The sequence below is a fragment of the Roseibium litorale genome (assembly GCF_014842915.1).
Lineage (GTDB): Bacteria > Pseudomonadota > Alphaproteobacteria > Rhizobiales > Stappiaceae > Roseibium > Roseibium litorale.
Genome location: NZ_JACYXI010000006.1, coordinates 185,057 through 198,083 on the forward strand (window position 1 = coordinate 185,057; position 13,027 = coordinate 198,083).

Below are 13,027 nucleotides of genomic sequence, written 5' to 3' on the forward strand. Positions count from 1 at the left end.
TTCACCGAAACGCCCCAGCAGATAACGAGGTATCCGCAAATGCCTTTCTCTCCCGATATCGTGAATCTCGTCCATCGCCGCGAGACTGGTAAAAGCCTGGAAGCCCCTTTCTACACGTCCCAGGAGATCCTTGACCTCGACATGGAGCTGATCTTCGGACGCCACTGGCTGTTCGTAGCCGTTGAGCCTCAGCTGCCGGAGCCTGGCGACTGCATCACCGTGGACATCGGCAAGGCATCCATTCTGATCCTGCGGGGAGACGACATGGAGATGCGCGCATTCCACAATGTCTGCCGCCACCGGGGCGCCAAGCTGATCGACGAGCCCTCGGCAACGATCGGCAACATCGTTTGCCGCTATCATGGCTGGACCTACAATGACGAAGGCAAGCTGATCCTTGCCGAGCACATGGGCAGTGATTTCGACAAGAACTGCCACGGCCTGAAGACCGTGCACCTGCGCTCCATCAACGGGCTGATCTTCATCTGCCTGGCCGAAATTCCTCCGGCGGATATCGAACATCTGGCAGCGACCATGGCGCCCTATCTGGCGCCCCATGATGTGGTCAACTGCAAGGTTGCCCATTTCTCCGAACTCATTGAGGAGGGCAACTGGAAGCTGACCATGGAGAACAACCGCGAGTGTTACCATTGTGAGGCAAACCATCCTCAACTGACGGTTCCTCTTTCGGAATTTGGCTTCGGCTTTGCCCCGGACGAGCTGGACGAGCGCCGGGCGGATGACGTGAGAGCCTATGAGGAGTCCCTGGAGAAGGCCCATACGGCGTGGGAAGGGTGCGGGCTGCCGTCCGGCGAGCAGGAGTACCTGCGCGATGTCACCGGCTTCCGCACCATGCGCCTGCCGCTCAAGTGGGAAGGGGAATCCCATACTGCTGACACCAAGGTGGCCTCCAAGAAGCTGCTCGGCCAGCTGACGGATGCAAAGCTGGGCAGCCTGAGCTTCTGGACGCAGCCGAACTCCTGGCACCACTTCATGAGCGACCACATCGTCTGCTTCTCCGTCTTGCCGGTCGCGCCTGGCCGGACCATGCTGCGGACCATCTGGCTGGTGAACAAGGACGCCGTCGAAGGCGTGGACTATCAGCTTGAAAACCTGACCCAGGTCTGGACCTTGACCAACCAGCAGGATGCGGAACTCGTCCGTCTGGCGCAGATGGGCTGCGAACAGCCCGGCTATCAGTCCGGCCCCTATTCCCAATTCACCGAACCTCATGTGGAAGCATTCTGTGACTGGTACATCTCGCGCCTGCGCGACCATCTCACGAGCGGCACAGTAAACATGGCGGCGGCAGAATGAACATCACCCCGAAAACGGACAGGGCGCGCCAGCCCGGCACGCGGGACGCCTCCAAATTCACCGAGGCAACCCGTGTTCCCCTGTGGGACCCGGAAGTGGACGATATTCTTGTCTGCCGGCAGGTGCGTCAGGAAACCCACGATGTGAAGACCTTCGTCTTCTCGGCACGCGAGCCCCGGGCCTTCCGTTTCTATCCGGGCCAGTTCATGACCTTTGAACTGCCGGTCGAAGGCATGGTGTCACGCTGCTACACCATTTCGGGATCCGCCGCCCGGCCCTACCGCATCGAAATCACGGTGAAACGTGTCCCCGGCGGCCCGGCTTCGAACTGGCTGCACGATTACATGATCCCCGGAAAAGAGGTGACGGTGAGCGGCCCGGCGGGCGAGTTCACCACCGACGCGACCGCGGACAAGAAACTGCTGTTCATTTCCGCAGGCAGCGGCATTACGCCCCTGATGTCCATGACCCGGACCGCTTGCGACTTGTCCGAGCCCACGGACCTGCATTTCATCCATGCGGCCCGCACCCCGGCAGATCTGATTTTTCATGATGAGCTGTCTCTGCTGATCAGCCAGAACCCGACATTGAAAGTGGCTCTCACGTGCCAGGCGTCCTCTCCCAGCCATGCCTGGAGCGGCTTCACGGGCCGCTTGTCCCTGCCGATGCTGCACCTGATGAGCCCGGATTTCATGGACAGGCAGATTTTCTGCTGTGGTCCCGGCCCCTTCATGGACAGCGTCAGGGCCATGCTTGCCGAAGCAAACTTCGACATGAGCAACTATTACGAGGAAAGCTTCGACTTCGGCGCCGAGACGGCGGGCTCCTTTGACGAGCCGGCTGACGCCGCTCCGGAAATCAGCGATCAAACTTTCCGGGTCAGTTTCCCCAAAACCGGACATGTCGTGGAATGCAGCCCCGGCATGACCATCCTTTCCGCGGCCCGTGCCGCCGGATTGCTGCCAATCTCCTCCTGCCAGCGCGGAATTTGCGGAACCTGCAAATCCAGACTCATCTCTGGCGAGGTTGATATGCAGCATGGTGGCGGCATCCGCCAGCGGGAGATCGATCAGGGCAAAATCCTGATCTGCTGTTCCACTCCGACCTCGGATATCGAGGTGGAGATCTAACGGGCCTGACCCGGTACCGCTTTATTGCTGTCTGCGGGCAGGAAGACGTTGCGGCGTGAAGCTGTGACGAACCTTTCCGGCCCGTTCACACGTCCACGAGACGAAGGTGTTTCTTTTTCTCGAGAACCTTCAGAACCTGAACCAGATCCTGCCCCCGCTTCAGGATCATGCCCCCAGCGGCGACGACTGAATAGGCGCCCTGCTTGCGGGCAAGCTTCGGATCTTTTTCGATCCGGTAAAGCGGCATCTCCGACGTGCGGCGGAAAACGGAAAAGACGGCCCGGTCCTTCAGCAGGTCGATCGCATAGTCCCGCCATTCACCTTCCGCAACCATTCGCCCGTAAAGCCGGAGAATGACATCCAGCTCCCGCCGGTTGAACGAGACAATTGCCTTCACGGGCTGGCTGTTTGCCTGAGGTCCAGCCGGGGACACAGGTGCGGCAGTGTTTAAGCTGGACGGCCTGGCGGAAGGGGCAGCACCGGCAGGCGCGCCGCAGACCTCGATCAAAGATGCCCCGTCGCCCGCTCCATCTTCTGTCTCGCTCATTCGGCCTCCCATCAAAGCACTTGCTGAGACATTCCGTGACCAGGGCCGGACCCTTGCAGTCATCAGATTGTCATGATGCGCAAGACTGGCCTTATTTGGCAAGTCCAACCAGGAATTTCATGCCGTTCCAAGCAGCCGCTCCCGGATCGCTGGACAAGCCGCGACAAATTCTTACAAATCCAAGCGAGAAATCACGTTTTTGCCTCATTCCAGCCCTTGGCCAGCCATTTTGGGCCACCATATTAATGGCATACCCTGATGGGTCTTGAGATGACGGCTTTGGAACGCATTAGCCCCCCAGCCCCCCAAGGCAGGTCGTCCTGGACTTAGTCGCGTAACGTTCATCAGGGCAAATGAAGGGCCGGCCAAGCGCCGGCCCTTTTCCTATTCTCCCATCCCTTCCCCTATCTCATCAATCCATCTGTTGCGGCTTTTACGCTTCATGTATTCTGGTCACATGAGCACGGAACTGATCGGCCTGCGCCCCGCGAGAACCAGTGATTGCGAGCCCCTGGCCGCCATTCGCGACGACGCGTGGCGGGTTGCCTACCGCGGCCTGATCGATGGCATCGAGCTTGAAAAGCTCATTGCCCGCCGGTCTCCCGGCTGGTGGCAAGGTGCAATCATGCGCGGCGTGAACATCCTGGTTCTGGAAATCGCCGGGGAACTTGCCGGTTATGCCAGCTATGGCACCTGCCGGATTCCGGGCCACCGGGGAGCGGGAGAGATCTACGAGCTTTACTTGCGACCCTCCCATCAGGGGCTCGGATTCGGCCGCATGGTTTTCTGCGCGGCGGGAACGGAGCTGGAAGCCAAGAAGCTTGAAGGCCTCGCAGTCCAGGTTCTCGCGGCCAATGAACCTGCCTGCCGCTTTTATAAGGCCATTGGCGGGCGCCTCACCGGAAAGTCCGCCATGCGGACGGGTGCGGGCAAGCTCGATCTCTCGATCTATTTCTGGCCACCCCGCACCAACTGAGGCCTGGAACCGGTCAGTTCAGTTCAGGTCTCCCGGACGCCCGACAATCTGCGGTGGCCGCGAACAGTCAAACCCTCCAGCCATCTCGTCAGCAGCCTCGCGTGCCATTTCATTGGCCTTTCTATTGGCCCGCGCATTGATCCAAGCGATCTGGCAGGTTGCCCCGGGCACAAGCTGCGTCACGATCAGAACGCTCCCGGGCTGGCGTCCATCCTGTCCCAAGGGGAACCACCGCTGAATGACCGCGAAAGGAACACCGCCACGCAGCCGCCATTCGATGACCTCGTTAATCGTGTTGAACCCCGGCAAAGTCTGCGAGGCCGCGGGCTCCTCCTCTGCATTGCTGCCAAAGGAGACCACCATTCTGAGATCCCCTTCCGCCACATAGACCGGAATTCCGCTGTATCCGGGACAGAGCAGGGAGGCACCCGCGGCCCCTTGGTCATCCGGCGGTGAAATCTCCTGGCACCCGCTGTAGCGCAACTCCGTGTAGGCGCTGGTGACACCCGCGGCCGCGGCATGGGCCATCCCGGTCAGGAGCCCCAGAAAAAGGGCCGCGCAGGTCAAACAGATTTCCTTCAATGCAGCTTTCCTCCTGCCTATGCCCCTTCCGGACAAGGTCTTCACGGCCCGTCCTTGACCGCAATTGCCCCGCAGCGCAGCAAATAGGGCTTGCGCTTGCTTTCACAGACTGCAATAGACCCAGCAGCACCCAACAGGAGTCAAGCAGCATGCGTATTGATGCCGTGCCGATCGGCAAGAACCCGCCCGAAGACATCAACGTCATCATCGAAGTTCCGGTGGGCGGCGAGCCAATCAAGTACGAAATGGACAAGGACGCCGGTGCGATGTACGTCGACCGCTTCCTCTACACACCGATGCGTTATCCGGGGAACTACGGCTTTGTTCCGCATACCCTGTGCGGTGACGGCGATCCCATCGACGTGGTTGTTGTCAACCAGCGCCCGATCATGCCGGGCGCGATCATGAGCTGCCGCCCGATTGGCGTTCTGATCATGGAAGATGAATCCGGCCAGGACGAGAAGATCATCGCGGTTCCGAGCTCCAAGCTGACCCGCCGCTATGAGGACGTCAAGGACATCACCGATCTGCCGGAAATCACCGTGGCACAGGTCAAGCACTTCTTCGAACACTACAAGGACCTTGAGTCCGGTAAGTGGGTGAAGGTGACCGGCATGGAAGACGTGAACAGCGCCAAGAAGCTGATCGTCGAAGCCATCGAGCGCTACAACGCCGAAGCAAAGTAAGCAGCCTCAGGGCTGAAAAGACGGATTATCCGGAGGCCGCAGCGGATCAATCGCCCGCTGCGGCCTCTATTGCATCCATATCCTCGTCGGACAGGCCAAAGTGATGGCCGATCTCGTGGATGAGGACGTGCGCAATGACATTTCCAAGGCTTTCGGTGCCCGAGGCCCAGTAATCCAGGATCGGCCGGCGGAACAGCCAGATCCGGTTCGGCATCTGACCGGTCAGCAATTCCGCAGCCCCCTGGCTGAGACCGCTTCCCTCGAACAGGCCCATCAGCTCGAACGGGTCCTCAATGCCCATGGCATCCAGAATGGCATCGTCGGCAAACTCGCAGAGGGTGATCTGCAGATGGCCGCACTGATCAACGATTTCATGCGGCAATTGCGCGAGGGTCTGGCTGGCGATCGCCTCGAACACCTCCAGATCCGGCGCGAAACGGTCTGCCCATTCGACGACCCTGGGCGGATGTCGTGATGCCATAAGGCTCTGTCTCCCGGGAACAGCCCGTCCTGATACGAACGGCTTTCCTTATAAATAGGTCACGAAGAGGTAAATGATCAGCCCAATGGCAAAGAGTGCCCCGGCGATCCGGCCAATGCGCGTGCCCAGAACCTCGACCGGATCATTCTGATCCTTGTCCGCTGCACCGAAATGCCCCTTGGCCCTCTGTGCCATGCGCACGAAAGTGGACCCTGTGATGGTCTCGCTCTCGTCCTCGACACGCTTCAGGGCGCGCAGAGCCTCCAGGCGTGTCTTCTCGTGAGGATCTGTCCGGCGGTCCATTTGCGGATCCGGACCACTGCCCTGCTGGTCCGGACTGCCGCTCATGCCTTCCGCTCACGGTTGGCCAGAACGGCTCCAATAAGAGCCAGAACGGCCACACCGGCAGAGGCCACGGCGTTCCAGCCGGCAAAAGAAAGCCCGAACAGACGCCAGCTTGCTTCCGTGCAGCTGACAACACGGATCGTCTGCAGCGCCTGAAGCATGTTGGCAGCATTGGCGGGGCCAGCACTGCCGCCGCCACAGTCGGAAGGTCCTGCCCAGAACTGCCACTCTGCCCCCGCCTGGTAGACACCCAGCCCCGAGCCATAAGCAAAGGCGGCAGCGACAATCAGCAAGAGAACGATGGCAATCCCCTTGCGGCCAGCGAACAGCGCAATCAGGGACAAGAAGGCCAGTGGCAGGCCGGCATAATAGGGAACCCGCTGCTCAAGGCACAGCTTACAAGGTACATAGCCGCCAATCAGCTGAAAGCCCCAGGCTGTCGAGATGGCGGCAAGACCACCGGCGAGAAGCAGTCCGTTGACTGCCTTAGCTTTAACCGCAATTCCCATTGCAAAAACCTTCCAGATCCGGCCTTGAGGGCCGCTACAGCAGCTTTATAAGCGCGAAACCGCCAACAAGCAGCACGACGAAGAGTGTAAACATCAATCCGAGGCGCTTTTCGATAAAGTCCTTTATCGGAGCGCCAAAGAAATACAGCAGCCCGGCAACGACAAAGAACCGGATGCCGCGGGATACCAAACTCGCCAGCATGAACACCGGCAGGCTGAGCCCTGCCGCTCCGCTGGCGATCGTGATCACCTTGTAGGGGAAAGGTGTCAAACCCGCGATGAACACAAACCACCAGCCCCACTCATTGAAGATCTGGCTGAACCTTTCAAACTTGTCGAGATAGCCATAGAAGCTGAGGATCGGCGCAGCGATTTCCTGAAACAGCAGGTGGCCGATCATGTAGCCGGCGAAGCCACCGGCAACCGACGTCAGCGTGCAGAGCACCGCCAGCGCCCAGGCACGCTTGGGCCTCGCCACGACCATGGGAATCAGCAGAAGATCCGGCGGAATCGGAAAGACGGAGCTTTCGACGAAGGATACCGTTCCAAGTGCGGCAGTCGCACGGGGTCCGGATGCAAAGGACAGGGTCCAGTCGTAGAGGCGGCGCAACATGGGCTCTCAATAGCGGTTTCCCGCGGCAAAGTCACCCGTGGAGAAGCCATGGCAACGCCGATTTTACGGCCGGTTATCCACCTCTTGAAATCAATCTCCGGGACAGTTTCCGAAACCCTCCTGATAAGGATTGACGCGTCCTCGCGCGTGGCTATTATCGCGCGACCTTGAGTGCTGCCCCTGTGGCGGAATTGGTAGACGCGACGGATTCAAAATCCGTTTTCTTCGGGAGTGCCCGTTCGAGTCGGGCCAGGGGCACCAAGGATCTTCCCTCAAAATCCGGTTCCAAGACCCGCGGAAATGCGTGGCGGAGCTCTATGGCATGCCGGCGTCTTCACCAAGCCCTAACCTTGAGTTCAAAAACCAGCCCCAGATCAGCAAAACACGTGAGTCACCTAGCGGGCAGTAAGAGTTCCTGCAGCTATTGCCGGTAGAAAATCCCGATCGGATTTCAGGATTTTGCGGGATTGACCATGAACACCCAAAAGGCATTTGACACATCCATCAAGGACGCATCTGGCGTAGAGCTGCAAACCCAGGACATTGCAAGCTGGCAGCGAGATGCCCGCGAGGAAGCCAAACAGCAGACACTGTTCAACGGCCTGTTCACCCTGGCAGCGCTTGATCCGTCCAATCTGAAGCCTGCCCCCATCCGGCCCCATTGGATTCTGGAAGGCTCTCCCGAGGCCAAATGCATCAACCTGTCGAACGGCACCCGGGGCTGGACATCAACCGACCATTGGTCCTGCACAGCAGGCAAGTTCAGCTGGCACTATGGCTGGGATGAGACCGTCCTGTTTCTGGAAGGAGAGGTGCGGATCACGGATGACGCTGGGGTCGTCTACCACGGCAAACCCGGCGTGAGCCTGTTCTTCCCCGCAGGAACGTCTGCCACATGGGAAGTGCCGAATTACATCCGCAAGATTGCCTTCAACCAGCGTCCGGTTCCGGTCTATCTGGATTTCCCTGCCCGCGTGATCCGCAAGCTGCAGCGCATGGCCGGCCTCGAAGGCCGCCGCCAGAACGGTCTCTGACCACCGTTTTCCAGCCCCGGCTCCAAGGCCGGGGCTGCGGCATCCTGATGCTGGACAGGGACCGGAGTAAAGGGTTACCTTGGTCTCATGAGCAAAACTCAAAGGGAAATCGAGCTCAAGCTCGAAGTTTTTCCGGCAGACGGCGAAACACTCGCAAAGCCTGCGGTACCGGAAGGATTCACTTCTGGACGCGCGAGCACCCAAACGCTGCAGTCGATTTATTTCGACACTCCGGACCATGCCCTCAGACGGCGGAAGATGTCGCTGCGCCTGCGCAAGACGGGCAAGACCTGGGTGCAGACGCTCAAGATCGGGACCGGCGTCAACGGTGGCCTGTCCTCCCCGATTGAAATCGAACACCCCGTCTCAGGCCGATCCATTGACCTGACCGCGATCAGCGACGCCAAGGCGATCCGGCATCTGGTGGATGCGGTCCAAGGCCAGGCGCTCAGCGAAATGTTCGAAACGGTCATGCGCCGCACCAAGCGGGACCTGACGGCGCCGGACGGAAGCATGATCGAGTTCGCGCTGGACCGCGGCGAAATCCGCTCGGGTGACACCTGTACCTCCTTGTCCGAGCTGGAGCTGGAACTGAAGGAAGGGGCCGAAGAGCACTTGCTGACGGCAGCGCGCGCCATTGCGGGGACTGCCCCATTCCGCTTCTCACCCTGCAGCAAGGCTGAACGCGGCTACCGGCTTCTGTCCGGGGAAACAACCGCCAGTCTGGAGCCTTTGGGCGCTGGCAAACTCGGCATTCACGCGGATGAAACGGTGGAGCAGGTCTTCAAGGCCGTTGTCTGGTCCTGTTTCGAGCAGATCGCGCAGAACCGTCTTGTCATTCTGACCAGCGAAGATCCGGAAGGCCCGCACCAGTTCCGCATCGGCTTGCGGCGTTTGCGCAGTGCTTTCCGCCTCTTTTCAAAGGCCCTTCAGCCGGACTGCTGGCGGGCGCTGGATGCGGCGGCCCGCGACCTTGCGGTTGCTGCGGGCACGGTCCGGGATCTGGACGTTCTTGCCGAAGAGATTGTCGGGCCACTGGAAGTGGACGCGCCTGAGGGTTTGTCGGCAAGCTCTCTCTTGAGCCACTTGAGCACTTTGCGGAAGGGCGCAAGACAAGAGCTGGAACAGGCCCTCCGGGCGGAATCTGTCAACACATTCCTGTTCGATCTGGCAATCTTCGCACAGGGCAATGCCTGGCTGCCGGACCCGGCCAAGGCAGGCAGCGGGACGATATCCCGTTACGCTGAAGCGGCCTTGAACCGGCAATGGCGGAAGGTGGCGGAGTTCGGCAAGCGGATCGCTGAACTGGATGTTCCGGAGCGCCACGAGATGCGCAAGGCCCTGAAAAAGCTGCGCTATGGGTGCGAGTTCTTTGCCAGCCTCTATCCCAAGTCCAGGCGCAAACCTTTCCTCAATCACTTGAGGCAGCTTCAGGAAGTCTTCGGCTATCTGAATGATGTGGCCATGGCGGAAAAGCTGCTCGGCCTGCCCGTGCCCAAAGGCCCCGGCGCTCCATCAGCAAATCAGGCCGCCGGCTTTGCAATCGGCTGGCACAGGGCCCGCGCCCAATCTGTCTGGCTGGAAGCGCGCAAAGCCTGGGAAGAAGCCGCAACAGCCCGCCGCTTCTGGACCTGACGGAAAGACGTCAGTTCCAGAAGCGGCCCGGTGACAAGCACCGGGGATGTTCATTGCAGAACCAAAACTTCACGAACTTTCGCCACGCCGTCCCGGCCTTGAGCCGGGACCTGCCCTTCAAAGCACCTCATTCTCACCAGATTGAACTGAGGAGAGATCCCGGATCTCCGCTCCGCTTCGTCCGGGAAGGCGCGGCGGAAACTCACCTGAGCCCCTTACTGTTGCGGGGCCGGTTGAGGCTGCTGTTCCTGTTGCGGCTGTTTCTTCTTGCCAAGGCCGAAGGACCCGAGAAGACCGGATGGCAGGCCGAAGCCTTCTTCCACGGCCTTCAAAACGTCCTCGTCCTTCACATCCCCTTCAAGGACCTTCTGCACGTCGATCTGGGTCTTGCCGCCGGTCACCTGCTTGATCACCTCGTTGGCCGTCTCCGTCAGAGCCTTGTCAGGCTTGCCGCCCTTGAGGATCTTGGTCAGCTCCCCGCCCATGGACTGGAGCTGCTGATAGGCCGCTTGCGGGTCTTGAAGAATGCCGGCAATATCCGGATAGATCTGCGGCTTGTCCCAGGACCCGGAAATCACGATCGGCACACCGAGACCGGCGAGCTTCTTGTCTTCCCCCTTCTTGCGCGGCGCAGGTGCCTGGCCTTCGAGGGTCGGCACAATTTTCGGTTCAACCCGCCAGTTCAGCGTGCGGGCGGGCATGTCCGTTGTGCCCTTGCCCGACATGCGCACCAGCGGCCCGATCAGGCTGAGGTCCTCGTTGACCGCGATCCCCTTGTCGATGGCAAAGGTGGCCGTCAGGGAGCTGAAATCGGTTTTCTCAGAGGAGGCATCCTGCCAGCCAAGCAAAGTTTCAACCGACAGGCTGCGCAGCATCTTCGGGATGTTGATGCCCCTGATGGCACCATCCACGAAGGAATAGGACGCATTGCCGGAAAGGGAGCTGACCAGCTGGCGCTGGGATGCCCCGGCGGCCTGCACGTCCAGTGCCACCGCCGCCGTTCCCTCCAGCCATTTAAAGCCCGCCGCATCGCGCAGGGCTTCATAGGCCCCAAGACCGGAAAGATTGAACTTCGCCCGCACTTGCGGCTGAGCCGCCGCCCCGTTCAGGGAGAGCGAACCGGTGCCGGTGCCCTTGTAAAGTGCTAGCTTATCGAGCGACGCGTTCAGGACGCCATCCTTGATCGTCAGAGACAGAGCGCTCTGGTCGATCTGCACGGCCTTCCAGCGGATCTGCTTGGTCGAGATGGAGAAGTTGGCATCGACAGCCTTGAGACCGGAAAAGTCGACAGGCGCATCGCTCCAGCCGCCACCTGCGCCAGAGGGCGCGGCACCACCACCCTGCCCGGACTTGCCAGATCCGGCTGCGGAGCCTCCGCCGCCGAAATAGGGATCAAGCGCCAGCTCGTCCAGCGACAGATCCGCGGAGATAACCGGCTTGGCGCCAAAGACAATCTCGCCCTTTGCCCTGCCGGACGTCTGGTCGAGCTGGAAGACCGTGTCTTCGAACCGCAGGCCCTTGCCGCTGTGGCTGAACCGGCCCGAGGCCTTGAAGCCCTCCAACCCCGTTCCGCCGCCAAGCGGCTGCCCGATCCAGGCGAGCAGATTGCGCAGGCTCGCGGTCTCGACCGAAACAGCCCCCTGAACCTGGCCGCCTGCCGACAGAGATCCGTCAAACCCTGCCGTCACGCGCGGACCGGAAACCTTCACCTTCGCAGGAGCCGGCTTTCCGGCAATCAGCGCCGCAGGCGTCGCGGTGCCGGAAATCTTGAATGCATCACCGCGCCAGTTCAGCCCGCCGGAGAGGTTCGCCGGCTTGCCGAGCCCCTGCAACGCTACGTCAACGGCAATGCCACTGACCTTGTCGGCCGCAGGATCGCCGCCAACAGCACTGGCAAGGTCAAGGCCGGTCACCTCGCCATCACGCAAGCTGGCGGATCCGTTGAGATCAAGCGAAGCCGCGATCTGTTCCGGCGTTGAACCGGAAGCGGTGAACGCAAGATCCGCCCCCAGCGTGCCCGTTGCGGCCAGATCCTGACCGGCAAGCTTCAAGAGATCGCCGAGCGAGCCTTGCTGCAATTGCAGGCGGCCAGAAAAACGCGGGGTCTCCTTGGAAAGATCCGCAGCCGCATTGCCTGCAAGCTGGACCGGGCCCACTTTGGCGGCGAGGCTGGACACCTTGACCGACGCCGGATCTGCAATGACCTTTGCAGACACATTGAAATCGCCCGGATCGGCAGTCAGTGCCGTGCCGAAAAGTGCAGCAAGCCCCTGAACCGACGGACCGGACGCAGCCACATCCAGATTGGCCTTCTGCGCGGGACCATCGATTGTGCCGGCAACCTTGACGGTGTTGTCACCGCTGGAAACCGTGAGATCGACCGGCAGGGCGCCACTTGCGGCAGCCCCGAGCGGATCGACCACGCTGCCGGAAATCTTCACCGGCTTGTCCTGCCAAACCAGGCTGCTTTCAAGCGACACCTTGCCCCGCAGATCCGGCGCTGTGACGTCCATCATCAGGTCGGAGACGACAATGCGCTGATCGGTGCGCCGGTCGTCATAAACCAGCGTGCCGTTGGTAATCGTGATGCGGTCAACCGCGATGCTCTTTACGAAACCGCCGTCTTCCGGCCCTTCCGCAGCCGTAGCCGGCTGGGGAGAGGCGGTGTCAGCGGGAGCGGCAGAACCGCCGGAGAGAATTTCCGCGGCTTCCTGGGCAGGGGTCAATTGACGGCGTGGCGCCCAGCTGGTCATTCCGCTCTTGGTGATCTCGAGCAGGATATTCGGTTGGTCGAGGGCAATGCCGGTCACGCGGATATCGCCTCCGAAAAGCCCGGCCAGCGCAAGACCGATTTCGATCCGGTCGGCCCGGGCGAACTCCACGCCATCCGCGCCAGCTTCACCGGACAGGCCAATGTTTTCCGCGATCAGGGAGAAGCCAGGCAGAAGCGAAAGACTGACGGGGCCGTCCAGCCGCAACCGCCAGCCGGTTGCCACTTCCACCTGCTCAACGACCTTGGTCTTGATGGCGTCTTTCGGCAACAGCAAGGGAACGGCAATCACCACCGCCGCCACCAGAGCGAACAGGGCACCGAGTCCGATCAAAATCCGCCGCATGTGCATTCCCCCATCTCGAATCGCTTCAGTTTAGGACAAAGCGTGGCGGGATGGTG

At 60.8% G+C, this 13,027-nt stretch carries 13 protein-coding genes and 1 tRNA gene; 7 read left to right on the forward strand and 7 right to left on the reverse strand.

Annotation, left to right across the window (positions count from 1 at the left end; genetic code table 11):
- The first annotated feature begins 39 nt into the window (after positions 1-39).
- Both IG616_RS11310 and IG616_RS11315 read left to right on the forward strand, forming a co-directional pair.
- Positions 40-1,317, forward strand: a complete 1,278-nt coding sequence (locus IG616_RS11310; protein WP_192148262.1) for an aromatic ring-hydroxylating oxygenase subunit alpha — start codon at positions 40-42, stop codon at positions 1,315-1,317.
- Entirely contained in the window at positions 1,314-2,447 is a 1,134-nt protein-coding gene (locus IG616_RS11315) for an FAD-binding oxidoreductase (protein WP_192148263.1), read from the forward strand. The genes IG616_RS11310 and IG616_RS11315 overlap by 4 nt, the downstream gene beginning before the upstream one ends.
- Before the next feature lie 85 nt (positions 2,448-2,532).
- Here the strand turns inward: IG616_RS11315 and IG616_RS11320 are convergent, their stop codons facing one another.
- Entirely contained in the window at positions 2,533-2,994 is a 462-nt protein-coding gene (locus tag IG616_RS11320) for a DUF2794 domain-containing protein (protein WP_192148264.1), read from the reverse strand.
- Between the two features lie 457 nt (positions 2,995-3,451).
- Between IG616_RS11320 and IG616_RS11325 the strand changes: the two genes are divergently transcribed.
- Positions 3,452-3,970, forward strand: coding sequence for a GNAT family N-acetyltransferase (locus tag IG616_RS11325; protein WP_192148265.1), 519 nt, complete (start codon positions 3,452-3,454; stop codon positions 3,968-3,970).
- An 18-nt stretch (positions 3,971-3,988) separates the two neighbouring features.
- On the opposite strand, the gene IG616_RS11330 is transcribed toward IG616_RS11325, so the two are convergent.
- Positions 3,989-4,552, reverse strand: a complete 564-nt coding sequence (locus IG616_RS11330) for a hypothetical protein (RefSeq protein WP_192148266.1) — start codon at positions 4,550-4,552, stop codon at positions 3,989-3,991.
- A gap of 149 nt (positions 4,553-4,701) precedes the next feature.
- Here IG616_RS11330 and ppa point away from each other — a divergent pair, with 149 nt between their 5' ends.
- Positions 4,702-5,238: an inorganic diphosphatase gene (gene ppa / locus IG616_RS11335; RefSeq protein ID WP_192148267.1), complete on the forward strand. Its 537-nt coding sequence runs from the start codon at positions 4,702-4,704 to the stop codon at positions 5,236-5,238.
- A gap of 46 nt (positions 5,239-5,284) precedes the next feature.
- Here ppa and IG616_RS11340 read toward each other — a convergent pair whose 3' ends face one another.
- Genes IG616_RS11340 through IG616_RS11355 form a run of 4 tightly spaced genes read right to left on the reverse strand, consistent with a single transcriptional unit; the run spans position 5,285 to position 7,186 of the window.
- A complete protein-coding gene (locus IG616_RS11340; protein ID WP_192148268.1) occupies positions 5,285-5,719 on the reverse strand; it encodes a metallopeptidase family protein in 435 nt (144 codons plus the stop codon).
- Between the two features lie 48 nt (positions 5,720-5,767).
- Positions 5,768-6,067, reverse strand: a complete 300-nt coding sequence (locus tag IG616_RS11345) for a hypothetical protein (protein ID WP_209007454.1) — start codon at positions 6,065-6,067, stop codon at positions 5,768-5,770.
- Positions 6,064-6,573, reverse strand: a complete 510-nt coding sequence (locus IG616_RS11350) for a disulfide bond formation protein B (protein WP_192148269.1) — start codon at positions 6,571-6,573, stop codon at positions 6,064-6,066. The genes IG616_RS11345 and IG616_RS11350 overlap by 4 nt, the downstream gene beginning before the upstream one ends.
- Before the next feature lie 34 nt (positions 6,574-6,607).
- Positions 6,608-7,186, reverse strand: a complete 579-nt coding sequence (locus tag IG616_RS11355; protein ID WP_192148270.1) for a YqaA family protein — start codon at positions 7,184-7,186, stop codon at positions 6,608-6,610.
- A gap of 176 nt (positions 7,187-7,362) precedes the next feature.
- Between IG616_RS11355 and IG616_RS11360 the strand changes: the two genes are divergently transcribed.
- The 3 genes from IG616_RS11360 (at position 7,363) to IG616_RS11370 (ending at position 9,855) form a co-directional block, all read left to right on the forward strand.
- A tRNA-Leu gene (locus IG616_RS11360) sits at positions 7,363-7,447 on the forward strand.
- Between the two features lie 212 nt (positions 7,448-7,659).
- Positions 7,660-8,220 (forward strand): cupin domain-containing protein, encoded by a 561-nt coding sequence (locus IG616_RS11365; RefSeq protein ID WP_192148271.1) that lies wholly within the window; start codon positions 7,660-7,662, stop codon positions 8,218-8,220.
- Between the two features lie 87 nt (positions 8,221-8,307).
- Positions 8,308-9,855: a CYTH and CHAD domain-containing protein gene (locus tag IG616_RS11370; RefSeq protein ID WP_192148272.1), complete on the forward strand. Its 1,548-nt coding sequence runs from the start codon at positions 8,308-8,310 to the stop codon at positions 9,853-9,855.
- Positions 9,856-10,070: 215 nt separating this feature from the next.
- On the opposite strand, the gene IG616_RS11375 is transcribed toward IG616_RS11370, so the two are convergent.
- The gene (locus IG616_RS11375) at positions 10,071-12,971 is read right to left on the reverse strand and encodes an AsmA family protein (protein WP_192148273.1); all 2,901 of its coding nucleotides are present in this window, start codon (positions 12,969-12,971) and stop codon (positions 10,071-10,073) included.
- Positions 12,972-13,027 lie beyond the last annotated feature (56 nt).